The 25,381-nt window shown below is 43.2% G+C and carries 26 protein-coding genes; all 26 read left to right on the top strand.

What is annotated here, in order from left to right; translation table 11 throughout:
• The first annotated feature begins 392 nt into the window (after nt 1–392).
• The 26 genes from ltrA to ACQKL0_RS01900 all read left to right on the top strand — a co-directional run bounded on the left by ltrA (nt 393) and on the right by ACQKL0_RS01900 (nt 25,380).
• The gene (gene ltrA, locus ACQKL0_RS02025; RefSeq protein ID WP_427685931.1) at nt 393–1,655 is read left to right on the top strand and encodes a group II intron reverse transcriptase/maturase; all 1,263 of its coding nucleotides are present in this window, start codon (nt 393–395) and stop codon (nt 1,653–1,655) included.
• 157 nt (nt 1,656–1,812) lie between these two features.
• Nucleotides 1,813–2,259 carry a ribose 5-phosphate isomerase B gene (rpiB, locus tag ACQKL0_RS02020; protein WP_402870315.1) on the top strand — a complete coding sequence of 149 codons (447 nt, stop codon included), beginning with the start codon at nt 1,813–1,815 and terminating at the stop codon, nt 2,257–2,259.
• 58 nt (nt 2,260–2,317) lie between these two features.
• On the top strand, nt 2,318–2,911 hold the full coding sequence (locus tag ACQKL0_RS02015; RefSeq protein WP_402870318.1) for a TIGR01440 family protein: 594 nt from the start codon (nt 2,318–2,320) through the stop codon (nt 2,909–2,911).
• 348 nt (nt 2,912–3,259) lie between these two features.
• Nucleotides 3,260–4,501 (top strand): serine hydroxymethyltransferase, encoded by a 1,242-nt coding sequence (gene glyA / locus ACQKL0_RS02010; RefSeq protein WP_402870321.1) that lies wholly within the window; start codon nt 3,260–3,262, stop codon nt 4,499–4,501.
• Between the two features lie 257 nt (nt 4,502–4,758).
• Nucleotides 4,759–5,388: a uracil phosphoribosyltransferase gene (gene upp / locus ACQKL0_RS02005; RefSeq protein ID WP_402870323.1), complete on the top strand. Its 630-nt coding sequence runs from the start codon at nt 4,759–4,761 to the stop codon at nt 5,386–5,388.
• A 21-nt stretch (nt 5,389–5,409) separates the two neighbouring features.
• Entirely contained in the window at nt 5,410–6,549 is a 1,140-nt protein-coding gene (wecB, locus tag ACQKL0_RS02000) for a non-hydrolyzing UDP-N-acetylglucosamine 2-epimerase (RefSeq protein ID WP_402870325.1), read from the top strand.
• A 98-nt stretch (nt 6,550–6,647) separates the two neighbouring features.
• Entirely contained in the window at nt 6,648–8,879 is a 2,232-nt protein-coding gene (locus ACQKL0_RS01995; RefSeq protein ID WP_402870328.1) for a S8 family serine peptidase, read from the top strand.
• A 482-nt stretch (nt 8,880–9,361) separates the two neighbouring features.
• Nucleotides 9,362–9,730, top strand: coding sequence for an ATP synthase subunit I (locus ACQKL0_RS01990; RefSeq protein ID WP_402870330.1), 369 nt, complete (start codon nt 9,362–9,364; stop codon nt 9,728–9,730).
• A gap of 22 nt (nt 9,731–9,752) precedes the next feature.
• Nucleotides 9,753–10,448, top strand: coding sequence for a F0F1 ATP synthase subunit A (gene atpB / locus ACQKL0_RS01985; protein ID WP_402870331.1), 696 nt, complete (start codon nt 9,753–9,755; stop codon nt 10,446–10,448).
• Between the two features lie 63 nt (nt 10,449–10,511).
• Nucleotides 10,512–10,736, top strand: coding sequence for a F0F1 ATP synthase subunit C (gene atpE / locus ACQKL0_RS01980; RefSeq protein WP_402870332.1), 225 nt, complete (start codon nt 10,512–10,514; stop codon nt 10,734–10,736).
• 168 nt (nt 10,737–10,904) lie between these two features.
• Nucleotides 10,905–11,426: a F0F1 ATP synthase subunit B gene (gene atpF, locus ACQKL0_RS01975; protein ID WP_402870335.1), complete on the top strand. Its 522-nt coding sequence runs from the start codon at nt 10,905–10,907 to the stop codon at nt 11,424–11,426.
• Nucleotides 11,423–11,959, top strand: a complete 537-nt coding sequence (locus tag ACQKL0_RS01970) for a F0F1 ATP synthase subunit delta (RefSeq protein ID WP_402954879.1) — start codon at nt 11,423–11,425, stop codon at nt 11,957–11,959. Before atpF ends, ACQKL0_RS01970 begins: the two co-directional genes overlap by 4 nt.
• Nucleotides 11,960–11,983: 24 nt before the next feature.
• Nucleotides 11,984–13,492, top strand: coding sequence for a F0F1 ATP synthase subunit alpha (gene atpA, locus ACQKL0_RS01965; protein ID WP_402870337.1), 1,509 nt, complete (start codon nt 11,984–11,986; stop codon nt 13,490–13,492).
• A 37-nt stretch (nt 13,493–13,529) separates the two neighbouring features.
• Nucleotides 13,530–14,390 (top strand): F0F1 ATP synthase subunit gamma, encoded by an 861-nt coding sequence (locus ACQKL0_RS01960; RefSeq protein WP_427685929.1) that lies wholly within the window; start codon nt 13,530–13,532, stop codon nt 14,388–14,390.
• 87 nt (nt 14,391–14,477) lie between these two features.
• Nucleotides 14,478–15,875, top strand: a complete 1,398-nt coding sequence (atpD, locus tag ACQKL0_RS01955; protein ID WP_402870343.1) for a F0F1 ATP synthase subunit beta — start codon at nt 14,478–14,480, stop codon at nt 15,873–15,875.
• A gap of 24 nt (nt 15,876–15,899) precedes the next feature.
• Nucleotides 15,900–16,301 carry a F0F1 ATP synthase subunit epsilon gene (locus ACQKL0_RS01950; RefSeq protein ID WP_402870346.1) on the top strand — a complete coding sequence of 134 codons (402 nt, stop codon included), beginning with the start codon at nt 15,900–15,902 and terminating at the stop codon, nt 16,299–16,301.
• Nucleotides 16,302–16,656: 355 nt separating this feature from the next.
• Nucleotides 16,657–17,031, top strand: a complete 375-nt coding sequence (locus ACQKL0_RS01945; RefSeq protein WP_427685927.1) for an NADH-quinone oxidoreductase subunit A — start codon at nt 16,657–16,659, stop codon at nt 17,029–17,031.
• Between the two features lie 26 nt (nt 17,032–17,057).
• Nucleotides 17,058–17,534, top strand: coding sequence for a NuoB/complex I 20 kDa subunit family protein (locus tag ACQKL0_RS01940; RefSeq protein ID WP_402871312.1), 477 nt, complete (start codon nt 17,058–17,060; stop codon nt 17,532–17,534).
• Complete coding sequence (locus tag ACQKL0_RS01935) at nt 17,535–18,548, top strand: NADH-quinone oxidoreductase subunit C (RefSeq protein WP_427591711.1); 1,014 nt, start codon at nt 17,535–17,537, stop codon at nt 18,546–18,548.
• Between the two features lie 4 nt (nt 18,549–18,552).
• Nucleotides 18,553–19,653, top strand: coding sequence for an NADH-quinone oxidoreductase subunit D (locus tag ACQKL0_RS01930; protein WP_427685926.1), 1,101 nt, complete (start codon nt 18,553–18,555; stop codon nt 19,651–19,653).
• Nucleotides 19,654–20,661, top strand: coding sequence for an NADH-quinone oxidoreductase subunit NuoH (nuoH, locus tag ACQKL0_RS01925; RefSeq protein WP_427685924.1), 1,008 nt, complete (start codon nt 19,654–19,656; stop codon nt 20,659–20,661).
• 33 nt (nt 20,662–20,694) lie between these two features.
• A complete protein-coding gene (gene nuoI, locus ACQKL0_RS01920) occupies nt 20,695–21,114 on the top strand; it encodes an NADH-quinone oxidoreductase subunit NuoI (RefSeq protein ID WP_402870364.1) in 420 nt (139 codons plus the stop codon).
• Nucleotides 21,111–21,635: an NADH-quinone oxidoreductase subunit J gene (locus ACQKL0_RS01915; RefSeq protein WP_402870366.1), complete on the top strand. Its 525-nt coding sequence runs from the start codon at nt 21,111–21,113 to the stop codon at nt 21,633–21,635. Before nuoI ends, ACQKL0_RS01915 begins: the two co-directional genes overlap by 4 nt.
• Entirely contained in the window at nt 21,632–21,946 is a 315-nt protein-coding gene (gene nuoK / locus ACQKL0_RS01910; RefSeq protein ID WP_402870369.1) for an NADH-quinone oxidoreductase subunit NuoK, read from the top strand. Before ACQKL0_RS01915 ends, nuoK begins: the two co-directional genes overlap by 4 nt.
• 42 nt (nt 21,947–21,988) lie before the next feature.
• Nucleotides 21,989–23,860: an NADH-quinone oxidoreductase subunit L gene (nuoL, locus tag ACQKL0_RS01905; RefSeq protein ID WP_427685922.1), complete on the top strand. Its 1,872-nt coding sequence runs from the start codon at nt 21,989–21,991 to the stop codon at nt 23,858–23,860.
• Nucleotides 23,857–25,380 (top strand): NADH-quinone oxidoreductase subunit M, encoded by a 1,524-nt coding sequence (locus ACQKL0_RS01900; protein WP_427685920.1) that lies wholly within the window; start codon nt 23,857–23,859, stop codon nt 25,378–25,380. Before nuoL ends, ACQKL0_RS01900 begins: the two co-directional genes overlap by 4 nt.
• Nucleotide 25,381 lies beyond the last annotated feature (1 nt).

Below are 25,381 nucleotides of genomic sequence, written 5' to 3'. Positions count from 1 at the left end.
GGTATCATTGGATGAGTTTGCTACACAAAACAAAATCCATACTGCCGAAGGTGGTACAGAGTAAATGAAGCAGATAGGTGGAGGGAAAGATTGCACTCTTACCCGGGGAGGTCTGGTGACAACCAAGTAAACTTGGCAACCTGTCCAGTGATGGACAGCTGAATCATCAGAAGTCAGCAGAGGTCATATTACTTATCTACTCGAGAAGATAAGGAAGGACCGAACAGATTAAGGAGGATAAATACTAGGCGTTCGTTATCTTGCAAAGAAGCAAACAATTCCAAACGGAACTTATTTGAAGGAAGAAGTGGTGAATACACGGGGAACTTCAAAAGGGCGGAGCAGATAAAGGCACAAATAGACCATTTATCCACGTAGAAAGGATATCAACGATGTTAATGGAACAGGTACTAGAAAGGGACAACTTAATACAGGCATTAAAGCGTGTAGAGAGAAATAAGGGAAGCCACGGAGTCGATGGAATGCCGGTTCAAAACCTGAGACCGCACCTCGTAACAGCGTGGCATCACATGAAAACATCCTTACTAGAGGGTACTTATCAACCGCAACCCGTCCGTCGTATCGAAATCCCGAAACCAAACGGCGGAGTTCGGTTATTGGGAATTCCCACCGTTCTTGACCGTTTCATTCAACAAGCGATTGCCCAGATATTGAACAAGATATACGACTCCACCTTTTCAGAGAATAGCTACGGATTTCGCCCTAATAAACAGGGCCACCAGGCTGTTCGAAAGGCGAAATCGTATATAGCCGAAGGGTATACATGGGTTGTAGATATGGACTTAGAGAAATTTTTCGATAAAGTGAATCATGATAAACTCATGGGAAAGCTTGAGCTGAAAATTGAAGATAAACGAGTTCTAAAACTGATTCGTAAATTCTTACAAGCAGGGATTATGATTGGCGGACTATTCCATAAGAGTAATGAGGGAACTCCGCAAGGGGGACCCTTAAGTCCTCTATTATCTAATATCATGTTAGATGAGTTAGATAAAGAACTGGAGAAGCGAAATCTTCGATTTGTGAGGTATGCGGATGACTGTAATGTCTTCGTAAAGACAAGAAAAGCGGCAAATCGAGCCATGAGTAACCTTTCCTCCTTCATAGAACGTAAACTAAAACTAAAGGTTAATTATGAGAAATCAAAAGTAGATCGTCCTTGGAATCGAACATTTCTCGGTTTTAGTTACACAAGGTCAAAGAAGAACCCGAAGGTTCGATTGGCACAACAAACGGTAAAGAGAGTGAAGAACCGAATCAGAGAAATGACCTCGAGGAAATCCCCGATACCCATGGAACTCAAAATAGGTAGGTTAAAACAGTACCTTAGAGGATGGGTAGGTTATTTTTCTCTCATTGATACTCCAAGTATATTGAGAAAATTAGATTCATGGATTCGAAGAAGGCTCAGAATGTGCCTCTGGAAACAGTGGAAACTCCCAAAGACGAGAGTACGAAAACTCAAAGGGCTTGGTGTACCTTCTAGAAAAGCATATGAATGGGGGAATAGTAGAAAGGGTTACTGGCGAATTACCCAAAGTCCTATTCTACATAAAACCCTCGACAATGCTTATTGGCATAATCAAGGGTTAGAAAGTTTATATGAACGATATACAAAACTACGTCAGACTTAAACTGAACCGCCGTATACCGAACGGTACGTACGGTGGTGTGAGAGGTCGGAGGCTAGGCGCCTCCTCCTACTCGATTAGAGGGGACCTGCTTCCCTTTATCTTTTCATAACTTTGTGACACAATAAAAATAAATGAGAACATCTAGGAGGACTTTATTATGAAAGTTGCAATTGCTTCAGACCATGGAGGAATTCAAATCCGTGAAGAAATAAAGAACTTGATGAATGAGTTGAATATTCCATATGAGGATTTCGGCTGTGAATGCAGTACATCCGTGGATTATCCCGACTTTGCCCTGCCGGTTGCTGAAAAAGTGGCGAAAGGCGAATTTGATCGAGGCATCCTAATCTGTGGTACAGGCATCGGAATGAGCATTGCTGCCAATAAAGTCAAAGGGATACGTTGTGCGCTGGTTCATGATGTGTATAGTGCAAAATTAACCCGTCAGCATAATGACAGCAATGTGTTAGCGATGGGGGAACGTGTCATTGGGCCTGGTCTTGCAAGGGAGATAGCCCAAACATGGTTGACTTATGAATTTGAGGGCGGTCGTCACCAAAATCGGATTGGCAAGATTGCAGAGTATGAGGACAAAAGTAACTAAGTCATTCATCATCCGTAATGCTAATGCGAGGTATCCACAATGAAAGGATGCGTTTTTCATGACAAGTGATGCTTTATTATCAGAAGAGCTTGAGATATGGAAAAACCAGTTTCAAAAACTGTTACAGGAGTTCCAGGAAACCGCCGCTTTAGGGAAGCGCCAGCTACTTGTAATTGGTTGCTCTACAAGTGAAGTGGCTGGGAAACGGATTGGTACCGAAGGATCGGTTGATGTGGCGGGCATGCTTTTTTCTGTAGTGAAGGAATTTCAAGAAGAAACCGGAGTGCAGGTTGCCTATCAGTGTTGTGAACACTTGAATAGGGCGCTCGTCCTCCCAAGGGAGTCGGCGGATTCACGAGGCTATGAAGAAGTTGCGGTTGTACCCGTACGCACAGCTGGAGGGTCAATGGCCACCCACGCTTATCAGCAATGGGATGATGCTGTAGTTGTCGAGCACATCAAGGCGGATGCAGGGATTGATATTGGCGATACGTTTATCGGCATGCATTTGAAACATGTAGCTGTTCCAGTTAGAACATCCATTAAGGAAATAGGCCATGCCCATGTGACAATGGCTAGAACCCGTCCTAAACTAATTGGTGGGGAACGGGCCGTTTATCAAGCTGCTTCTGTAAATAAGAGTTGTACATGATAATTAAAAAGGCGAACAGCATTCCTTTAATGAGGGGATGCTGTTTTCAAATAACAGAGGAACAATCTTAAATAATCGCAAATTGATTGTATGGAAAATGTTTTTTGCTGATTAAATCTAAGGATACTAAGGGTTTTTTCGGGAAAACTCTATAAAATACGAACAATATTTTAATATTATAGAAGGAATATTCGATAAAAATAAACTACCACTTCTAAAATAGACATGTTAAAATAGAGTAGAATTTTCAAACAATTATAGCTGAGGCTTTTTCATGTCCTTTTGAGGGCATGTTGTACATAATGGAAAAAGCGAATAATCCCGCACAATTTGAGGAGGAGTTACGGAATGAATCGTTTGGCAAAACAAGATGAACAAGTATTTAACGCAATCCAACTGGAATTAGGGCGACAAAGAAGCAAGATTGAGCTTATTGCATCTGAGAACTTCGTTAGTGAAGCTGTCATGGAGGCTCAAGGATCTGTTCTAACGAATAAATATGCTGAAGGGTATCCTGGAAAACGTTACTATGGTGGATGTGAATATGTCGACATCGTAGAAGACTTGGCACGCGATCGCGCAAAGGAAATATTTGGTGGTGAGTATGTAAATGTACAACCTCACTCTGGTGCCCAAGCGAATATGGCCGTTTACTTTACTGTTCTTCAAACAGGTGACACAGTGCTTGGGATGAACCTTTCCCATGGTGGCCACTTAACGCACGGCAGTCCTGTTAACTTCAGTGGAGTGAACTATAACTTCGTTGAATATGGTGTGGACGAAAAAGATCACCGTATCGATTATAATGATGTATTGGAAAAAGCCCGTCAGCATAAACCGAAATTGATCGTAGCGGGTGCTAGCGCATATCCACGTGAAATTGACTTTAAACGCTTCCGTGAAATTGCCGATGAAGTTGGAGCATATTTAATGGTGGACATGGCACATATCGCCGGTTTAGTGGCTGCAGGTTTGCATCCAAGCCCAGTTCCATATGCTGATTTCGTAACGACAACAACCCATAAAACACTTCGCGGACCACGTGGCGGAATGATTATTTGTAAAGAAGAGTTCGGCAAGAAAATCGATAAATCTATCTTCCCTGGTATTCAAGGCGGCCCGTTAATGCATGTTATTGCGGCTAAGGCAGTGGCATTCGGTGAAGCGCTTCAAGATGATTTTAAAGGATATGCTCAACAAATCATCGATAATGCTAAACGCTTGGGTGAAGGTCTTAAGAAAGAAGGATTCACGCTTGTATCTGACGGTACGGATAATCATTTAATCTTACTTGATGTTCGTTCAACAGGACTTACAGGAAAGATTGCAGAAAAAGCATTGGATGAAATCGGAATCACCGTCAATAAAAACGCAATTCCTTATGATCCGGAAAAACCATTCGTTACAAGTGGTATCCGTATCGGAACGGCGGCCGTGACTTCTCGTGGCTTCGGGTTAGAAGACATGGATGAAATTGCGTCACTCATTGGTCTTGTTTTGAAAAATAATGAAGATGAAGCGAAACTTGAAGAAGCGAAACAACGCGTTGAAGCTTTGACAAGTAAATTCGATTTGTATCCTTCATTCTAATATGTAGAGCCGCTTCCTTTCTGGGGAAGTGGTTTTTTTACGTAGTGCACGTGATGGAAAAAAGATATATAAGTCATCGTGTTCCGAAAAATCTAAATACTAAAAATAGGTCTGACATCTAAAGGCTTATTGAAGATTGAATCTTTTTTCTGTAAAATGAGTAGAAGTGAAATTTAAAGGGCATAAAAAGACTTTAGATGACTATGGCAAGTATGAAATATAAACAAAATCAGGCACTGGAATGGGAGAGATGAAAAATGGGAAAAGTTTTTGTTTTTGACCACCCGTTAATTCAACACAAATTAGCTTATATACGCGATATAAATACAGGAACAAAGGAATTCCGTGAACTAGTGGATGAAGTGGCATCATTGATGGCATTTGAAATCACTAGAGACATGCAACTTGAAGAAGTTGAAATCCAAACACCTGTAAGCAAGGCGAAGGTGAAAATGCTTGCTGGTAAGAAAGTGGGCATCGTTCCGATCCTACGTGCGGGAATAGGGATGGTTGACGGAATCATTAAGTTGATCCCAGCTGCAAAAGTAGGACATGTGGGTCTGTACCGTGACCCTGAAACATTAAAGCCTGTTGAATACTATGTGAAAATGCCAAGCGATTTGGCTGAAAGAGAATGTATTGTTGTTGACCCAATGTTAGCTACGGGCGGTTCTGCTATTGAAGCGATCAATTCGATTAAGAACCGTGGGGCAATCAATATCAAGTTCATGTGTCTCATTGCGGCTCCAGAGGGAGTGGAAGCATTAAAAGAAGCACATCCGGATGTTGATATTTACATTGCAGGACTTGATGAGAAGTTGGATGAACACGGATATATCGTTCCAGGTCTAGGTGACGCAGGAGATCGTTTATTCGGCACAAAATAGAAAGAAACTGAGGTGTCACGAATGAAACAACCGATCAAGGTCATGACGATTTTCGGAACGAGGCCGGAAGCTGTCAAAATGGCTCCCTTAGTACTCGAATTTCAAAAGCACCCAGAATTTTTCGAACCTATAGTTGCTGTAACGGCACAGCATCGACAAATGCTAGATCAAGTTTTGGACTTGTTTTCCATCGTTCCCGATTATGACTTGAATATAATGAAGGAAAGGCAAACGTTAGCGGATATTACAACCAGGGCTTTAAGTGGGCTTGATTCCGTAATGAAAGAAGCCAAACCCGATATTGTTCTGGTACACGGTGATACCACCACAACTTTTGTTGCGAGCTTAGCCGCCTTTTATAATCAAATCGTCATTGGACATGTGGAAGCGGGGTTGCGTACGTGGAATAAATATTCCCCTTACCCTGAAGAGATGAACCGCCAATTAACGGGCACGATGGCTGACCTTCATTTCGCACCGACTGCCAAAGCGGAAGAGAACTTGTTGAATGAAAACAAGAGAGGCAATATCTTCGTGACCGGTAATACGGCAACGGATGCTTTGAAAACGACGGTTCGCTCCACGTATTCCCATCCGGTTTTAACTGGGTTGGGCAAAGACAGGCTTGTTTTACTGACGGCTCATCGTAGGGAAAATCTAGGAGAACCGATGCGCAATATCTTCAGGGCCGTTAAAAGAATCGTGGCGGACCATGAAGATGTTCAAGTGGTTTATCCAGTACACTTGAATCCTGCTGTACAAGAACTTGCCAATGAGATTCTCGGCGATCATCCCCGTGTCCATTTAATTGAACCGCTGGATGTTTTGGATTTTCATAACTTTGCTTCCAGAGCGTATTTGATTTTGACGGATTCCGGGGGGATTCAAGAAGAGGCCCCTTCACTAGGGGTCCCTGTCCTTGTATTGCGGGATACGACTGAACGTCCTGAAGGAATCAACGCGGGTACCTTGAAGCTGGCAGGAACGGACGAGCGGACAATTGTACAAATGGCGCATGAATTGCTGAACGATCCCGAAGAGCACGAAAGAATGTCAAAGGCCTCAAATCCATATGGTGACGGAAACGCATCAGCCCGGATTGCTGAAGCGGTCCGATACTATTTCAAGCAAATAAGTGAACCACCAACAAGATTTGAATAATAAAAAAGGAAAAGCCAATATCCAAGGGCTTTTCCTTTTTTTATTGTATACTCCTCAATCGTTGAGAAGAAGATAATGGGGAAGGAGGGTGCATTAAAATGAGAGCAATCATTATAGGTATATTTATATTTATTTTTTTATCCACATTCCCCCTTCCGATTGAAAGGGGAGTGGCGTCTGTCATACTGCCCCCACTACCCAAAACGGCTGAATCCCAAAAAGTTAGGGCTGTTGTCACGACGGATCGACCGCTAAGCAATAGGGAGATTATAAAGGTACTTTCTAAATATCCATCATTGAATCTGCGCAATGTTTTTACGGTCGCCCTTGACGGATTTTCCGTACAAGGGAACAGGGAGGAGGTTAAGCGGCTTTGGAAGGAAGATCATATTCAAGCTGTTTCGGAAGTGTCGAAATATCATCCGGCGCTTGATGAAAGTGTCCCATATATTGGCGGCGATCGGGTAAGGAGCTTCTTCGATCAGAAACATCGTCGCATAACTGGAAAAGGAGTGAAGGTCGGTATTATCGATACGGGAATGGATTATACCCATCCGGATTTACAGCATGCGTACAGAGGCGGAAAGGACTTAGTGGATGACGATTCTGACCCGATGGAGACAATGAATCAGGGGGAAATGAACACGATTCATGGAACTCATGTGGCTGGCATCATTGCCGCAAATGGCAAGATGAGGGGAGTGGCCCCGGAAGCTGAAATCTATGCTTACCGTGCATTAGGACCTGGCGGGGCAGGAGATACTGAGCAAGTTTTGGCGGCCGTCGAGTCGGCCATCAAGGATAAAGTCGATGTTTTGAATCTTTCTCTTGGGAATGACATCAACGGACCTGATTTACCGATTTCACTTGCACTAAATAAGGCGGTGGAATCAGGAATTGTTGCTGTCACATCCAATGGTAATTCAGGTCCGGCCGTATGGACGGTCGGATCACCCGGAACGGCGGAGAAAGCGATATCCGTCGGGGCCTCGACTCCTCCTTTGAAAGTGCCTGTTATGGAATACGGGCTTGGTTCAAACCACTATCAATCAGATTTAACCTTGTTGCAAGGGTCGAAAAAATGGAATCTGACCTTTTCGGAAGATATCATGTATGGAGGTATTGGGGAGGAAAGTGACCTAAAGAGGGTGAAGGATAAGATTGTTTTAATGGAGCGCGGAGTACTCACTTTTCAAGAAAAAGCGACCAATGCTGAGAAGGCTGGGGCCAAGGGCGTCATCATCTTTAATAATACAAATGGTATGTTCACCGGTAGCCTAGAGAAAGAGATGAGAATACCAGTTGCTTCTATTAAAAGAAAAGATGGGTTACGCCTTAAAAAGGAATTGGAAGGTCAAGCACATGGAAAAGTTCACTTTGTAAACAAGAAGGAACAAGATAGGCTGGCTGATTTTAGCTCAAGAGGTCCTGTGACGGTGTCATGGGATATTAAGCCAGATGTGCTTGCCCCAGGAGTGGAAATCACGAGCACAATTCCAAAAGGGTACATGGCTCTAGCGGGAACGAGCATGTCCGCTCCGCATGTAGCCGGAGCATGTGCACTTATCTTGCAAAAGCACCCGAACTGGACACCCGAACAAGTGAAGTCTGCATTGATGAGCACGTCCAAGCCATTAAGTAAATCCGTTCAGCATTTGTATCATACCTATGAGCAAGGGGCAGGGCGAATCCAAATTGATGAAGCGATAAAAGCGGATACACTCTTATACCCGAGTTCCTTATCATTTGGAATGTACACTAAAAGGGATGGTATCGAGGAGCACCAACAAGCATTGATTCTTGAAAATACAGGAAAGAATAAAAAACGGTACACGATGATCGTTCCTTTACAAGAAAAAGGGCTGAATTGGGATTTGCCACAATCCCTTACTTTAAACCCTGGGGAAAAGAAGGAAGTGCAATTGGGGCTTCAAGTAAGTCCAGAGAAACTTAGTAAGGGTGTGTATGATGGCTATCTCTTCATAATGGAAGGTAATAAGAAAATATCGCTCCCTTATTTATATGTAAAAGAAGAGCCCGATTACCCAAGGGTGATGGGATTTGAATTCGGAAAAGGAGATCAAGCCAGCACGTACCGTTATGAAATGTATCTCCCTCGTGGAGCAGAGGAATTCGGGATTGCACTCTATGAGGCAGATAGTCTGAGATTTGCGGGGTTCATGGATTGGTCCAGACCAGCTTCATCCGGTATGACGAAAAAAACCATTTTCAAAAAGGATTTACCACCCAATGGAGTGTATAAAGCGATTATCTTTGCGAGGAGGGGAGGAAGGGAAGATCGGATAGAAAAGACGTTACTTATTGAGTGAACATGACAGATGTGTAAAATAAAACTGATGTCAATAGTCAAAAAAAGATATTCTGTGAACAATTCAGTAATATTTACAAACCTGTGACAAATTTCACTAACGACACATTGACATTGATTCTAGCCTATTGTATGCTAACTAAGGATGTAAAATGAGAGGGTTTTCAAATGCCCGACATGCAGAATTTTACAGCATGAATTTTTTTTCTATCCTCCACCAAATTCAACCGCGAGGATGCAACTTTGCATCAAAAGAATTGCCTTCCTTTATGGCAGGGGCTGTTGTTTTGATGTCAGCGATTCTTTCTCAACTAGTCGGATCTTTTGTCAATCCATTTCACCTTCTAAGGGAAATGAATGGACGAACTATGATTCGAACCGCTGCAATTATAATAATTGGCCTTCTTTGTGAACTTGCGTCAGTTAGTTTACAAGCAATGCTCCATTCAGTACGAAAATATTTCTCAGGAGATTAAATGTAAAATGCCAGAAATAAAAATCATGTTCAACAGGCAGAGTAAATATATAGTTTATCTTCTGGCGGTTTATGTTGTTGGATGGGGACTTACGAGTTACCAAGCCGTGTTTGCGGGGCTTATACTGGGTACGATTTTGAGTTTATATAATTTATGGCTGATCAATCAAAAAATCAAGAAATTCAGTCGAGCGCTTGATGAGGGCAAAAAAGTCAAATCTCTTGGTACATTGACACGAATGGCATCCGCAGGTTTTGCGGTACTCGTTGCATTGGAATATCCGGAGCATTTTCATCTGATTAGTGTTGTATGGGGATTAATGACAGCTTATATTGTCATTTTTATAGATTTTTTCATCCAATTAATACGTCGATAGCGGGGAAGAGAGGTGAATATAGTTGAATCATGAAGCACCCTTACATGAATTTATGGGTCTAACCTTTAACTTAAGTAATGTCCTAATGATAACGATAGCAAGCCTGGTTGTATTTATCCTTGCAGTAATTAGCACACGCAAACTTGCGATGAAGCCAACTGGCATGCAGAATTTCATGGAATGGATTATGGATTTCGTTAAGGGTATTATCAATAGTAACATGGACTGGAGAACAGGTGGTCAGTTTCAACTGCTTGGTATGACTTTGCTGATGTACATTTTTGTGTCCAATATGCTCGGTCTTCCATTTGCAATTAGTTACGATGGTGTCCTTTGGTGGAAATCACCAACAGCCGACCCAGTTATCACATTGACTCTTGCAGTCATGGTCCTAGGTTTAACGCATTATTATGCTATAAAAATGAAAGGCGCGAAGGGTTATTTCAAAGCTTATAAAAACCCAATGACTTTCGTAGAGGAATTTACCAATTCCTTGACACTTGGTCTGCGTCTGTATGGTAATATTTATGCTGGTGAGGTTTTATTAAGTCTATTAGCTGGTTCTTTAGCTATGAGTGGAGCTCTAGGTTTTGTCGGAGCGATCGTTCCTACTTTAGTATGGCAAGGCTATAGTATTTTCGTCGGCAGTATCCAAGCATTTATCTTTGTTACGTTAACAATGGTTTATCTGTCTCATAAAGTCAGTGACGACCATTAATTATAAGTTCATTTTGAACTGAAATAATAAAATTTTGATACAATTTTAAGGAGGATATTTATAATGACAGGTTCAGTAGGTCTTCTTGCAGCAGCAATCGCAATTGGTTTAGCAGCACTAGGTGCTGGTATTGGTAATGGTCTTATCGTTTCAAGAACAGTAGAAGGTATCGCTCGTCAACCAGAAGCTCGCGGTATGCTTCAAACTACAATGTTCATCGGGGTAGGTTTAGTTGAGGCGATGCCTATCATCGCAGTAGTTATCGCATTCATGGTATACGGTAGTTAATAGAACCTTTAAAAAGTTCAAAAATGGCGAAGTTCGTTCCATGTGAACCTTCGCCTTTCCTTTATGTCCACAATCCTGTTTTAATACATTTTAAGAGCACAGTTTTCTAAAAGTTCATTTATAAATGAACGCTTAAGAAGTGAAACTCGTGAAGGGAGTGAACCAAGCGTGTTAACAAGCAGCTTTGTACTTGGGTCATCAACTGCCGGCTTCAATGGCGGAGATATGATTTTCCAATTAGTTATGTTTATTATTTTGTTAGCGTTGCTGAAGAAATTTGCATGGGGTCCTCTAATGGGCATCATGACTCAACGTGAAGAACACGTTGCAAATGAAATTCAAGCAGCTGAAGCTAGCAGACAAGAAGCACTTAAATATTTAGAAGAACAACGTGAGATCGTTAAGCAATCTCGCACTGAAGCTGGACAACTTATCGAAAATGCAAAACTTCAAGGTGAAGCGCAGCGTGAAGATATCGTGAAACAAGCACGTCTTGAGGCTGATCGTGTGAAAGAATCAGCGAAGCGTGAAATCGTACAGGAAAAAGAAAAAGCCATCAATGCATTACGCGAGCAAGTGGCATCTTTATCCGTTCTTATTGCTTCTAAAGTAATTGAAAAAGAACTATCTGAAGCTGATCAAGAGCAATTGATTAATGAATACATTCAAGAGGCAGGAGAAGGTAAATGAGCGATATAACAGTAGCAAAACGTTATGCCGTTGCCCTTTTCCAAATTGCGAAAGAGCAAAATCTCATTAACCAACTTGAAGCTGAACTTCGCGTAGTGAATGAAGTTTTTACAAACGATAATGAGCTATTAAGCTTTTTAGCTCATCCTAAAATGACTAAAGATGCTAAGCGTACTGTACTTATCAATGCTTTTACAAGCATTTCTCCTTCCATTCTAAACACTGTACTGTTAATGGTAGAACGTCATCGTACAGATGAAGTACCTGCCATGGCACAAGAGTTTATAGAACTTGCGAATGAAGAAAATTCAGTGGCAGACGCTACAGTCTATACAGTACGTCCATTAACTGAAAACGAAATGGAAGCTGTGTCTTCATCTTTTGCTGCAAAAATCGGCAAAAAACATTTACGCATCACTAATGTTACGGATAGCAATATTCTTGGCGGCATCAAACTTCAAATCGGTAACCGTATTTATGACGGAACGATTAGCGGTAAGCTTGATCGCCTAAGCAAACAACTATTAGGTTAATATTCACAGATAGGGGTGAAATTCATGAGCATCAAAGCTGAAGAAATCAGTGCGCTGATTAAAAAGCAGATTGAAAACTATCAGTCGGAAATTAAAGTAAGCGATGTAGGTACAGTTATCACTGTTGGTGATGGTATCGCTCGCGTTCATGGTTTAGATAATGCAATGGCTGGGGAGCTCTTAGAATTTTCTAATGGTTCAATGGGATTAGCACAAAACCTTGAGCAAAATAACGTAGGTGTTGTTATTCTTGGACCTTTCAGAGATATTCAAGAAGGCAGTGAAGTACGCCGTACGGGCAGAATCATGGAAGTACCAGTTGGAGAAGAATTAATCGGACGTGTTGTAAACCCGCTTGGACAACCTATTGATGGTCTTGGTCCAATCGCTACTACAAAAACTCGCCCAATCGAAAGTCCTGCTACAGGTGTTATGGACCGTAAATCCGTTCATGAACCACTACAAACAGGTATTAAAGCAATCGATGCTCTTGTTCCAATCGGACGTGGACAACGTGAGTTAATCATCGGTGACCGTCAAACTGGTAAAACATCAGTTGCAATCGATACAATCTTGAACCAAGCTGACCAAGATATGATTTGTATCTACGTAGCTATCGGTCAAAAAGAATCAACAGTTCGTGGAACAGTTGAAACACTACGTAAGAATGGTGCTCTAGATTACACAATCGTTGTATCTGCATCAGCTTCTCAACCAGCTCCACTATTATACCTAGCTCCTTATGCTGGTGTAACTATGGCTGAAGAATTCATGTTCTCAGGCAAGCACGTTCTAGTGGTTTACGATGATCTTTCTAAACAAGCATCTGCATACCGCGAACTTTCCTTGCTGCTTCGCCGTCCTCCAGGTCGTGAAGCATTCCCAGGGGATGTATTCTACTTGCATTCACGTTTACTTGAACGTGCTGCTAAATTGAACGACACTTTAGGTGCTGGTTCAATCACTGCACTACCATTTGTTGAAACACAAGCAGGCGACATTTCTGCATACATTCCAACAAACGTTATTTCCATCACTGATGGACAAATCTTCTTACAATCTGATTTGTTCTTCTCAGGTGTACGTCCTGCGATTAACGCTGGTCTTTCCGTATCACGTGTTGGTGGATCTGCGCAAATTAAAGCGATGAAAAAAGTTGCCGGTACATTACGTCTTGACTTGGCTTCTTATCGCGAATTAGAAGCATTCTCTCAATTCGGATCTGACCTTGATGCTGCTACTCAAGCTAAACTTAACCGTGGTGCTCGTACAGTTGAAGTTCTTAAACAAGATTTGAATAAACCAATTAAAGTAGAAAAACAAGTTATGATTTTCTACGCATTAACAAAAGGCTTCCTAGATGATATTCCGGTTTCGGATATCCTTCGTTTCGAAGAAGAATACTATGTGTTCCTAGATCGTTCTCATCCAGAATTATTAGATCACATTCGCACAACAAAAGGTCTTCCTGAAGACGCTGCTATGGTTGCTGCTATTAACGAATTCAAAAAGAACTTCGTTATTTCTGAATAATAAGGTCTAAATAATTTTTAAAGGGTGGTGAGAATGAATGGCCTCTTTACGCGATATTAAGTCTCGGATAACTTCAACGAAAAAGACGAGTCAAATTACAAAAGCGATGCAAATGGTATCCGCTTCAAAAATGAACCGTGCGGAAGCTAATGCTAAAGCATATGTTCCATATATGGAAAAAATTCAAGAAGTAGTATCTAGTATTGCGAACGGAAGCGCGGATGCATCTCATCCAATGCTTGCCAAGCGTCCAGTGAAGAAAACCGGTTACCTGGTGATCACATCGGACCGTGGTTTGGCAGGGGCATACAACAGTAGCGTCCTTCGTCAAGTTCATAAAACAATTCTTGAACGCCATAAATCCAATGATGAGTTTGTCATTATCGCAATCGGAAGGGTTGGCCGTGATTTCTTTGTCAGCCGTGGCATGCATGTAGAGCTTGAAGTAATAGGTGTTCCTGATCAGCCGTCTTTCGCTGACATCAACACACTTGCTAAATCGACAGTGAATTTGTATCTAAATGAACTGTGTGATGAGCTTTATATGTACTATAACCATTATGTCAGCCCAATCCAACAGGACGTAACGGAAAAGCAAGTCCTTCCGTTATCGGACTTTGATACTTCCAATGCTAAATTGACATCTTATGAATTTGAACCGAATGCGGAAGAAATTCTTGAGGTTTTACTTCCTCAGTACGCTGAAAGTTTAATTTATGGTGCATTGTTAGATGGTAAAGCAAGTGAGCACTCTGCACGTATGACAGCAATGAAAAATGCAACCGACAATGCGAAAGAATTGATCGATTCACTTTCATTGCAATATAACCGTGCACGTCAAGCCGCAATCACTCAAGAAATTACTGAAATTGTCGGTGGCGCAGCTGCTTTAGAATAGATGTAATGATGGGGGCGGTCCGGCGGACGATGCTTGGCCGTTCCATAAATATGATAGTCGTTATAAGCAACGTAAGGAGGGAAAACGATGAATATAGGACGCGTTACTCAAGTTATGGGTCCGGTTGTTGACGTGAAATTCGAAGACGGACAACTTCCTAAGATCTATAACGCGTTAAGAATCGAAAATAAAGCGTCTGGTACAGGACTAACTCTCGAAGTAGCCCTTCAACTAGGTGATAATACAGTTCGTACTGTTGCAATGTCTTCCACGGACGGTTTAACTCGTGGTGCAGAAGCACTTGATACAGGAGCACCGATTTCCGTTCCTGTAGGTGATGTAACTCTAGGTCGCGTTTTCAACGTATTAGGGGAAAATATCGATCTATTTGATCCACTTACAGCAGATGTACGTCGTGATCCAATTCACAGACAAGCACCAACTTTTGAGGAACTTTCAACACAAGTTGAAATCCTTGAAACTGGTATCAAAGTAGTAGATTTACTTGCACCTTACATCAAAGGTGGTAAAATCGGTCTCTTCGGTGGAGCCGGTGTTGGTAAAACTGTACTTATCCAAGAACTTATTAACAACATCGCCCAAGAACACGGTGGTATTTCCGTATTCGCTGGTGTAGGTGAGCGTACTCGTGAAGGGAATGACCTTTTCTACGAGATGACTGACTCTGGTGTTATTAAGAAAACAGCGATGGTATTCGGACAAATGAATGAGCCACCAGGTGCACGTATGCGTGTAGCTCTTAGTGGTTTGACAATGGCTGAATATTTCCGTGACGAACAAGGACAAGACGTTCTTTTCTTCATCGATAACATCTTCCGTTTCACTCAAGCAGGTTCTGAGGTTTCTGCCCTACTAGGACGTATGCCTTCAGCGGTTGGTTACCAACCTACCCTTGCTACAGAAATGGGTCAATTACAAGAGCGTATCACTTCAACTAATAAAGGTTCTGTTACATCTATCCAAGCAATTTATGTACCTGCCGATGACTATACGGATCCGGCTCCAGCTACAACTTTCGCTCACTTAGATGCAACGACTAACCTTGAACGTAAACTTTCTGAAATGGGTATCTACCCTGCGGTTGATCCATTGGCTTCTTCTTCTCGTGCGCTTAGCCCAGAGGTTGTTGGAGCAGAGCACTATAATGTTGCTCGTCAAGTACAATCAACATTACAGAAATATAAAGAACTTCAAGATATCATCGCAATCTTGGGTATGGATGAATTAAGCGAAGACGAGAAAGTAATCGTTGCTCGTGCTCGTAGAATCCAAAACTTCTTGTCACAAAACTTCCACGTGGCTGAACAATTTACTGGTCAAAAAGGTTCTTACGTACCAGTAAAAGAAACAGTTCAAGGATTCAAAGATATCCTAGCTGGAAAATATGACGAGCTTCCTGAAGATGCATTCCGTTTAGTTGGCCGTATCGAAGAAGTTATTGCTAAAGCAAAAGAAATGGCTTAATTAAGGGAACTAGGAGGTAATGAAATGAAGACCATTAAAGTCAATGTTGTTACTCCCGATGGCCCAGTATATGAAGCAGAAGTTGAAATGGTAAGCACGAAAGCTAAAAGTGGTGAGCTGGGAATTATGGCTGGACACGTTCCAACCGTAGCTCCCCTTACTATCGGTGCTGTTCGTCTTAAAAATGGAAACAACACAGACTATGTAGCTGTAAATGGTGGCTTCCTAGAAGTTCGCCCTGATGTGGTAACCATTTTAGCTCAATCTGCTGAAAGAGCTGAAACTATCGATCTTGCACGTGCTCAAGCAGCAAAAACACGTGCAGAACAAAGATTGCAGAACAATGATGGATCTAATGACTCGAAAAGAGCTAATTTAGCACTTAAACGGGCTGTAAACCGGATTCAAATTGCAGAAATGCGATAAATTTCAAAGAAAAAGCACCTCACTTTCCACTTGGAAAGTGGGGTGCTTTTTTATGTTTTAGCAAAAGGCCACATTGAATTAATCGGTTGTCACATCATGTAGTACGATGTTGACAATTATAAAATATTATCGGATTAGGAGGAAAAGTATTTCCCTATTTGATTCGCTGAGCCATGACACTGCATTTTACGGAATGTTATAATGTATACACTTACATTTATTGGATGTAGTCTCGGAATATCAGATTGCTTCTAAAAAAAGGTGTACCCGCATACTTTTTTAAAACGGGGTTACTTACCTAAAATGAAGACAAGTGTACCATTTAAACATGATTCTTCTATAAAGGGTGATGGACATGGGACAGCTGCATATTTACCAAAATAATTATTTAATTGTATTCGTTTTCCTCAGCTTAGGAATCTTACTTCCACTAGTGGCACTATTTCTTGGAAAGCTTCTTAGACCAAATAAACCGAATGAGATGAAATATACGACCTACGAAAGTGGAGTGGAACCTTTTCAGGACTCCAGGGTTCAGTTCAATGTCAGGTATTATTTATTTGGATTGATGTTCGTCATCTTTGATGTAGAAACCGTTTTTCTTTATCCTTGGGCGGTTGCATATGATGAATTGGGATTGTTTGCTCTGATTGAGCTGCTATTTTTTGTCCTTATCCTATTGTTAGGCCTAATTTATGCTTGGAAAAAGAAGGTGTTAAAGTGGAATTGAAATTAGATAACCTCACCCGTGAAGAAATGGAAGAAATGCGTCAAAGTGTCTTTTTATCCACGCTTGAGCAAGTAAAGGCGTGGGCTAGAAGCAATTCATTATGGCCAATGACTTTCGGGCTCGCATGTTGTGCCATTGAAATGATGGGGGTGGGATCCTCCCATTATGATTTGGATCGATTTGGTTCCTTTTTTCGTACTTCACCGAGACAATCGGATGTCATGATCGTTTCTGGCACAGTGACGAAAAAAATGGCCCCTATTTTAAGGCGCCTATATGACCAAATGCCAGAACCGAAATGGGTGATTGCAATGGGATCCTGTGCAACGGCTGGAGGCCCGTATGTCCATTCCTATTCAGTCGTTAAAGGGGTAGACCAGATTGTGCCCGTTGATGTTTATATTCCTGGGTGCCCTCCTAATCCGGCAGCACTGATTTACGGAATCAATAAATTGAAAGAAAAAATCAGATATGAAGCCAAAACCGGAAAGCGGGTGATTTAAATGAGTGATGAGCAAGACTTAGCTCAGCAGAAAAAGGAGGCCGCTGCAAAAGCGAAAGCAGCAGCCCAGGCCCGAAAGCAGGCAAAAGAGAGTAAATCAGAAGCAGAAGAGGACAACCTAGATATAGCGAAGCAGAAGGCAGCCGCAGCAGCAAAAGCGAAAGCAGCCGCCCTAGCCCGAAAACAGGCAAAAGAGAGCGGAACAGAAGGAGGAGAAGAAGACAACCTAGATATAGCGAAGCAGAAGGCAGCCGCCGCGGCAAAAGCGAAAGCAGCAGCCCTGGCACGAAAACAGGCAAAAGAGAGCGGAACAGAAGGGGGAGGAGACAACTTAGATATAGCAAAGCAGAAGGCAGCCGCCGTAGCGAAGGCCAAGGCTGCTGCATTAGCCAAAAAGAAAGGAGCGACCAATAAAGAAGAAGATCCCGAAAAGGCGAAGGCCAAAGCTATCGCTGCAGCAAAAGCAAAGGCAGCGGCGGCCGCAAAGGCAAAGAATACTGTAAAAGAAAGTCCCGAAGCGACCCCAGAAGCACCTTCACCCAACCAACCTATCCTCGATCAACTTATTCAGGCCATTGAACGGCATTTGGGAGAAGATGTCCTAGTAGATTACTATATTAATACCCTTTCCAAAGATATTCCCACCTTGGTAGCTAAACCTGATACATATTTCCAAATTGCAGACTTTCTACGCCATGATAAAACGTTAAGTTTTCAGTACTTATCAGAGTTGCATGGCACCGACTTTGAGACCCATATGGAAATGTATGTACAGCTGTACTCCTTTCTAATAAATCATTCAGTTGCACTGAAGGTGAAACTTGATAGGAATACTCCTTCTGTCCCGTCGTTGGTGCCCTTATGGCCGGGAGCAAATTGGCCGGAGTGTGAGGCATACGACTTACTCGGCATCGTATTCCAAGGGCATCCGGATTTAAAGCGGATCTTGCTTGGAGAAGATTGGATTGGATATCCGCTTCGTAAAGATTATCAGCCCTATGACGTGGAGGTGTAGCTCAATGTTACGGACGGAAGAGATGTTGCTTAATGTCGGGCCACAGCATCCCAGTACGCATGGCGTGTTCCGGCTTATCATCAAAATCGACGGTGAAATCATTAAAGAGGCCACCCCAGTCATTGGGTATCTTCATCGGGGAACGGAAAAGCTGGCTGAAAATCTGCAATATACACAGATCATCCCCTATACCGATCGGTTGGATTACTTAGCGGCGATGACTAATAATTATGTACTTTGCCATGCAGTTGAAACCATGATGGGGGTGGAGGTACCTGACCGCGCGGAATATTTGCGTGTTATCGCGATGGAGTTGGGCCGTGTGGCCAGCCACCTTGTGTGGTGGGGAACGTACTTACTTGATATTGGAGCGACAAGTCCCTTTTTATACGCCTTTCGTGAACGGGAAATGATCATCAATTTATTGACCGAATTGTCGGGGGCACGGCTGACGTTTAATTACATGAGGGTTGGAGGCGTGAAGTGGGACGCTCCGGAGGATTGGATAGAAAAGGTGGCAGAGTTTGTCCCCTACATGAGGGAGCAACTGGCTGGGTACCACCAACTGGTTACAGGCAATGAGATTTTTATGAACCGGGTCAGGGGTGTGGGCGTTTATTCAAAGGAAGATGCACTTTCCTATTCATTGAGCGGCGCTAATTTAAGGTGTACGGGTGTGAAATTTGATTTAAGAAAAGATGAGCCTTACTCCATTTATGACCGGTTCCAATTCGATGTACCCACCCGTGAAGAAGGTGATGCCTTTTCCCGTTATCATTGCAGGATGGAAGAAATAGAAGAGTCCTTGAAAATCCTGGAACAGGCCGTAAAGCAATTTCCTGCTGAGGGGCCGATCCTTGCCAAGGTCCCGAAAATCATCAAGGTCCCAAAAGGGGAGGCGTTAGTCCGAATCGAATCGCCAAGAGGGGAAATAGGCTGCTATATTGCGAGTGAAGGGAAAAAGGAGCCGTACCGTTTGAAATTCCGGCGACCATCCTTTTATAATCTGCAAATCCTGCCCAAATTGCTTGAAGGGGAAAATATGGCGAATCTGATAACGATACTTGGGGCGATTGACATCGTTTTAGGGGAGGTGGATGGCTAGATGATCCACAATCTACTTCAATCAGCTCCTAGCCTTCTCAACTTTGGCATCTTCTTTGGCTTGGCGGTCCTGCTCCTATTCGTAGTGTTAGGGTTTGTCACCTATGGCATCCTCTCGGAACGGAAGATCATGGGGTTCATGCAGATGCGGGTGGGTCCGAATCAACTTGGGGGTAAATGGGGGCTTTTACAGACCGTTGCCGATGTTTTAAAGCTTTTGATTAAGGAAGACACCATACCGAAAAAAGCGGATAAACCGCTGTATATATTAGCTCCCGTGATCGCCTTTGCTCCGGCTTTCATGGTCCTGGCGACCTTGCCTTTCACAGAAGCTTTTCAATTTGCGGATATAGGTGTCGGCCTCCTTTATTATGTGGCGGTATCGGGCATATCGACGATTGGCATCGTGACCGCTGGATGGGCATCCAACAATAAGTATTCTTTGATTGGCGGGATGCGCGCGGCGGCACAAATGATTTCATATGAAATCCCGCTTGTCATGTCAGTAGTGGGAATCGTCCTTTTGACGGGGAGCCTAAACCTGAACGAAATAGTTGCCGCTCAGGATAAAGTTTGGTTCATTTTCCTTCAGCCCATTGCATTCTTCGTATTCTTTATCGCATCGGTGGCCGAGTTGAATCGGGTACCTTTTGATCTTCCAGAAGCGGAATCAGAGCTCGTTTCAGGCTACCATGTCGAGTATTCCGGCTTTCGTTGGGCTTTCTTTATGTTATCGGAATATGTCTATATGTTTGCAATGGCTACGTTAACCACTGTATTATTTTTAGGTGGATGGAATTCTATACCGTTTATGGATTTTATTCCAGGAGCCATCTGGTTTGGCTTGAAGTTTAGTCTTGTCTTTTACGTATTGGTTTGGATTCGCGTTACGTTTCCACGGATAAGAGTGGACCAATTGATGGAGTTTGGTTGGAAGGTCTTGTTGCCCGTAGCGTTAGCCAATATATTTTTGACTGCGCTTTTCAAAGAACTATTCAAACTATTTTAGACGTTAAAGATTTTCAGAAAGTGGGGGATCCATATGCTGGGGTTAGCAAAAGGTCTAACGTACACGCTGAAGAACCTGACCCGGAAAAAGGTGACGTATGACTATCCGAATGAGCCACTGCCACTCCCTGATCGGTTCCGGGGAATTCAAAAATTTTATCCTGAAAAGTGTATTGTTTGTAATCAGTGCGTGACGATTTGTCCGACGGATTGCATTCAGTTAACGGGAAAAAGACATCCAGATCCTACGAAAAAAGGAAAGATCATCGATACCTATGACATCAATTTTGAAATATGCATTTTATGCGATTTATGCACGGAGGTTTGTCCGACCGAAGCAATCGTGATGACGAACGAATTTGAACTGGCTGAGTATAGCCGGGATCAGTTATTTAAAAATCTGGAGTGGTTGGATGAGAATGATGAGAATATTCGAAAGGTGAATAAGGTATGAGTGTGTCTGGTGAATTACTTGCTTTTATCGGCTTGGCAACCGTCGCGATAGTGGGCGGGGTACTGCTGATTACGTTAACGAAAGTGGTGCACATGGTGGTTGCACTGGTCTTTACATTCCTAAGCATTGCAGGCATTTACTTGCTTTTATCGGCGGAATTTGTCGCTGTCGTACAAATCCTCATCTATTCCGGGGCGATTACGATCGTGATGCTGTTTGGAATCATGCTGACGCGCCATCATGAAAAGGAGGAACCGGCAAAGGACGGTTGGCGAAAGTTCTTTTTGATCTTAGGAATTGCCGGCTTTGCCTTAGTGGTTTATCTAGGCATTTACAACCTGGATATACCGGTTCAGCCATCGACCCTGCATGAGGAAAATACGAAACAAATCGGAATCGAGCTGTTCTCAAAGTATGTGATTCCATTTGAAGTGCTTTCCGTGCTCCTGCTCGTCGCTTTGGTCGGTGCCATAGTCTTGGCAAAAAAAGATGATGAGGAAGAGGAGGGAGGAAAGTTATGACAGGTGTTCCCTTGTCTGCTTACCTCGTCTTGGCACTCGTTTTATTTTGCATCGGGCTATACGGTGCCTTGACGAAAAGAAATGCAGTTATTGTTTTGATATCGATTGAACTGATGCTGAATGCCGCGAATGTCAATCTGGTTGCCTTCAGTAAATTTGGGGTAACTCCGTCTATTACGGGTCAGGTGTTTTCATTATTTACGATTACAATCGCTGCAGCCGAAGCGGCTGTGGGGCTAGCCATTTTAATGGCTCTGTACCGAAATCGAAAAACAGTCAATGTGGATGAAATGGATACGATGAAGCATTGACGGTTCATACAAATGAAGGTATGAAGAAGGGGATTTGATACGATGATGGAGAATGCTTGGGTCATACCGATCCTTCCACTCGTCTCGTTCGTGTTACTGCTTTTATACGGTAGACGGTGGCGGGAAAAAGGCGCCTATATTGGAATACTGTTCACACTCACATCGTTCATTTTATCTGTAATCGTTTTGGTGGAACGGCTGCAGGGACCTACTTATAAGATGGCGATGGATTGGCTTTCTATCAGTGGGACGCAACTCACGGCAGGATTTGAAATCAATCAGCTGAATGCCTTGATGCTTGTGGTCGTATCTCTGGTGAGTCTGCTTGTTCAAATTTATTCGGTGGAATACATGAAAGGGGAAGAGCGGTTTTCCACTTTCTATGCTTACCTTGGTTTCTTTACCTTTTCCATGCTTGGGCTTGTCATAGCACCGAATTTACTGCAGCTATATATCTTCTGGGAGCTTGTTGGAGTTGGCTCATTCCTATTAATCGGATTTTATTTTCATAAACAGGAAGCAAAGCTCGCTGCAAAAAAGGCATTTATCATGACCAGGATTGGCGATGTGGGGCTTCTCATTGGAATTATTCTATTATTCTGGGAAACTGGAAGCTTCGAATATGGGGATATTTTCTCAGCTGTTCAAACGGGGGAAATCTCGATGGGAAGGTTGACGCTAATCGCCATTCTGATTTTTATCGGGGCTGTCGGAAAATCCGGACAGTTTCCACTTCACACATGGCTTCCTGACGCGATGGAAGGGCCCACACCGGTCTCCGCTTTGATCCATGCGGCAACTATGGTAGCGGCAGGCGTTTACTTGGTAGCCACGATGTTTCCTCTGTTTCTTGCAAGTTCGGCAGCTATGCAGGTCGTAGCCGTGACGGGTGGCTTTACCGCGATCTTCGCCGCTAGCATTGCTCTCGTCCAAAAAGACGTGAAGCGAGTGCTGGCCTACTCAACCATCAGCCAGCTTGGATTCATGATGCTGGCGTTGGGCACGGCGGGGTATGTCGCAGGGGTGTTTCATTTAATGACCCATGCTTTCTTTAAAGCTTTGCTGTTCTTGGCAGCAGGTAGTGTTATTCATGCTTTACATACACAAGATGTAGAAAAAATGGGTGGGATATGGAAGAAGTTGAAGGTAACGGGTCCGTTGTTCCTAATTGGTACGCTCTCGATATCGGGGTTTCCCCTTTTATCAGGATTTTTCAGTAAGGATGAAATCTTGATGTCGGCCTGGGGGAATGGGAGCTACTTTCTATTCACGCTCGCTTTGATTGCCTCCTTTTTGACGGCCTTTTATATGTTCCGTTTGTTTTTCATGATTTTCGCCGGAGAATCAAGAGGTCCTGCCAATCAAGTCGAAGATCCTTCTTCTTTCATGTTGGTTCCAATGATGGTCCTTGCGGTGCTTGCCGTGCTCAGCGGATATATACAAACTCCATGGTTTGGGGCCTTTCTTGGAGACTGGCTCATCGATGGAAATGAATCGCTGTTAGGCGTCAGTCATCATGAGGGACCGGTTTGGATCATGTTGTTAGCCATTCTCGTTTCAATTGCTGGTATATTCCTGGCGTATCTCATCTACGTAAAAAGGGCGCTATCACGGAGTTGGCTGGTGGGAGAGGACTCCATGATATATAGAGTTTTAGATAATAAGTACTTCATAGATGAGATGTACTACTTTACCGTAGGCTATCTTACCAGAGGCCTTAGCTTGTTTCTATCTTATATGGAAAAGTTCATTATCGGAGGATTGGTGTCCACAGTGAGTAACTCCATAGAAGGTTTAGGGAAAATGGGGGCTAAACTTCAAACGGGACAGGTACAGCAATATGGCGTTATAGCCTTTCTCGGACTTGCGGTTCTGATGGTCATCTTTGCGTTCACTGGGGGGTATTTAAGATGAACGGATACTTACTCACATTGTTGGTGGCTTCCCCGCTGCTTGGTATGGTGATGGTGGCCCTCATGCCTAGGACCGAGGAAAGGACCATTAAGCAATTTGGTTTCTTTGGGACACTGCCGCCCCTTATACTGACGTTATTTTTACTTGTACAGTACTATTCAGGGATAGCACTCTCTTCTTTTGACATCAAGGTGAACTGGATTCGATTTGGGAATCTTTCGATGTATGACCCAAATTTATTCGCGGTGAATTTTGAATTGGGTCTGGATGGTTTAACCCTCGTCTTTCTATTGTTGACGACAATCATTTCCTCTTTGGCGGCCCTGGCATCCTTTTCCATAAAGAGGGAGTGGAAAGGGTATTACCTATTATTTTTACTTTTAGAGATTGGGATGCTTGGCGTCTTTACGGCGGAAAACCTCATCTTGTTTTTCATCTTCTTTGAAATGACCTTGGTCCCGACGTTCTTCTTGATTGGCAAGTGGGGATATCTTGAGAAAGAAAAAGCTTCTTATCAGTTTTTGATCTATAACGGAATAGGATCGGCCATTTTATTGGTGGTGATTCTGATATTGTTCGCCCGGACAGGTACGACGAATATCGCGGCTTTGACACAGATGATGACAATGGGTGGTGTATCTCTATTCGCACCGGTTTCCGACTCGATGAAATATGGACTATGCTTGGCCCTCCTGATTGCTTTTGCCATTAAACTGCCCATGTTTCCCTTCCATACTTGGATGGTGCGGGTTCATGCCGAGGCGCCACCATCGATTGTCATGATCCATGCAGGGATTCTCTTGAAGATAGGCGCTTACGGAATCATCCGGTTTGGAATGGGAATCTTTCCAGACCAATATCAAACGCTTGCCTCCATCATTGTTCTCTTTGGGGTCATCAGCTTGTTGTATGGTGCCTTCTTAGCGTTAGTGCAGACAGATTTCAAGCTTGTTTTAGCCTATTCGTCCGTTTCACATATGGGAATCGTGATGATGGGGCTTGGTGCCTTGAATGAAGCGGGTTTGCAGGGGGCTATTTTTCAAGTGGTATCACACGGGTTGATTGCCGCTTTCCTATTCTTTTTGGTTGCTGTGTTGTATGAACGGACAGGTACGACGGTGCTTAACCGGCTTGGAGGCCTAGCCAAGTCGATGCCGCTCTTTTCCGGATTTCTGCTGGCCGGGGGGATGGCTTCTCTTGGTTTGCCGGGCATGTCAGGGTTCATCAGTGAATTCATGGCCTTCCTGGGCCTATTTAAGAGCCAGCCGGTGCTTGCTGCAATTGGCGCCATCGGTCTCATCTTAACAGCTATCTACGTCTTGAGGGCTGTCCTGACGATGACATTCGGCAAGGATAATAGCTTAATAGAGAAAGAGATATATGATCTTAAGGGTAAGGAAATGGTACCGACGGCAGTGCTTCTCGGCTTAATTATAGCAATCGGTATATATCCGAATCTACTCGGCAGGCCTCTTCAAGGAACGATTGACGCAATCATGCTAGCCGTAGGGGGGCGATGAA

The sequence above is a fragment of the Peribacillus sp. NPDC097264 genome, from assembly GCF_050277925.1.
Taxonomy (GTDB): domain Bacteria; phylum Bacillota; class Bacilli; order Bacillales; family DSM-1321; genus Peribacillus.
The sequence above is the reverse complement of the archived record's forward strand: the minus strand, read 5'-3'. Positions and strand labels throughout refer to the sequence as shown.

What these genes read in the sequence shown, in the direction of transcription:
- ACQKL0_RS01940 (WP_402871312.1), top strand. Translation starts at nt 17,058, where the DNA reads ATGGAAGAAATGCGTCAAAGTGTCTTTTTATCCACGCTTGAGCAAGTA.
- atpE (WP_402870332.1), top strand. Translation starts at nt 10,512, where the DNA reads ATGACAGGTTCAGTAGGTCTTCTTGCAGCAGCAATCGCAATTGGTTTA.
- atpD (WP_402870343.1), top strand. Translation starts at nt 14,478, where the DNA reads ATGAATATAGGACGCGTTACTCAAGTTATGGGTCCGGTTGTTGACGTG.
- wecB (WP_402870325.1), top strand. Translation starts at nt 5,410, where the DNA reads ATGAAACAACCGATCAAGGTCATGACGATTTTCGGAACGAGGCCGGAA.
- glyA (WP_402870321.1), top strand. Translation starts at nt 3,260, where the DNA reads ATGAATCGTTTGGCAAAACAAGATGAACAAGTATTTAACGCAATCCAA.
- ACQKL0_RS01945 (WP_427685927.1), top strand. Translation starts at nt 16,657, where the DNA reads ATGGGACAGCTGCATATTTACCAAAATAATTATTTAATTGTATTCGTT.
- ACQKL0_RS01930 (WP_427685926.1), top strand. Translation starts at nt 18,553, where the DNA reads ATGTTACGGACGGAAGAGATGTTGCTTAATGTCGGGCCACAGCATCCC.
- rpiB (WP_402870315.1), top strand. Translation starts at nt 1,813, where the DNA reads ATGAAAGTTGCAATTGCTTCAGACCATGGAGGAATTCAAATCCGTGAA.
- atpA (WP_402870337.1), top strand. Translation starts at nt 11,984, where the DNA reads ATGAGCATCAAAGCTGAAGAAATCAGTGCGCTGATTAAAAAGCAGATT.
- nuoH (WP_427685924.1), top strand. Translation starts at nt 19,654, where the DNA reads ATGATCCACAATCTACTTCAATCAGCTCCTAGCCTTCTCAACTTTGGC.
- ACQKL0_RS01915 (WP_402870366.1), top strand. Translation starts at nt 21,111, where the DNA reads ATGAGTGTGTCTGGTGAATTACTTGCTTTTATCGGCTTGGCAACCGTC.
- ltrA (WP_427685931.1), top strand. Translation starts at nt 393, where the DNA reads ATGTTAATGGAACAGGTACTAGAAAGGGACAACTTAATACAGGCATTA.
- ACQKL0_RS01995 (WP_402870328.1), top strand. Translation starts at nt 6,648, where the DNA reads ATGAGAGCAATCATTATAGGTATATTTATATTTATTTTTTTATCCACA.
- ACQKL0_RS01990 (WP_402870330.1), top strand. Translation starts at nt 9,362, where the DNA reads ATGCCAGAAATAAAAATCATGTTCAACAGGCAGAGTAAATATATAGTT.
- nuoK (WP_402870369.1), top strand. Translation starts at nt 21,632, where the DNA reads ATGACAGGTGTTCCCTTGTCTGCTTACCTCGTCTTGGCACTCGTTTTA.
- ACQKL0_RS01970 (WP_402954879.1), top strand. Translation starts at nt 11,423, where the DNA reads ATGAGCGATATAACAGTAGCAAAACGTTATGCCGTTGCCCTTTTCCAA.
- ACQKL0_RS01960 (WP_427685929.1), top strand. Translation starts at nt 13,530, where the DNA reads ATGGCCTCTTTACGCGATATTAAGTCTCGGATAACTTCAACGAAAAAG.
- nuoI (WP_402870364.1), top strand. Translation starts at nt 20,695, where the DNA reads ATGCTGGGGTTAGCAAAAGGTCTAACGTACACGCTGAAGAACCTGACC.
- ACQKL0_RS01900 (WP_427685920.1), top strand. Translation starts at nt 23,857, where the DNA reads ATGAACGGATACTTACTCACATTGTTGGTGGCTTCCCCGCTGCTTGGT.
- ACQKL0_RS02015 (WP_402870318.1), top strand. Translation starts at nt 2,318, where the DNA reads ATGACAAGTGATGCTTTATTATCAGAAGAGCTTGAGATATGGAAAAAC.
- ACQKL0_RS01950 (WP_402870346.1), top strand. Translation starts at nt 15,900, where the DNA reads ATGAAGACCATTAAAGTCAATGTTGTTACTCCCGATGGCCCAGTATAT.
- upp (WP_402870323.1), top strand. Translation starts at nt 4,759, where the DNA reads ATGGGAAAAGTTTTTGTTTTTGACCACCCGTTAATTCAACACAAATTA.
- ACQKL0_RS01935 (WP_427591711.1), top strand. Translation starts at nt 17,535, where the DNA reads ATGAGTGATGAGCAAGACTTAGCTCAGCAGAAAAAGGAGGCCGCTGCA.
- nuoL (WP_427685922.1), top strand. Translation starts at nt 21,989, where the DNA reads ATGATGGAGAATGCTTGGGTCATACCGATCCTTCCACTCGTCTCGTTC.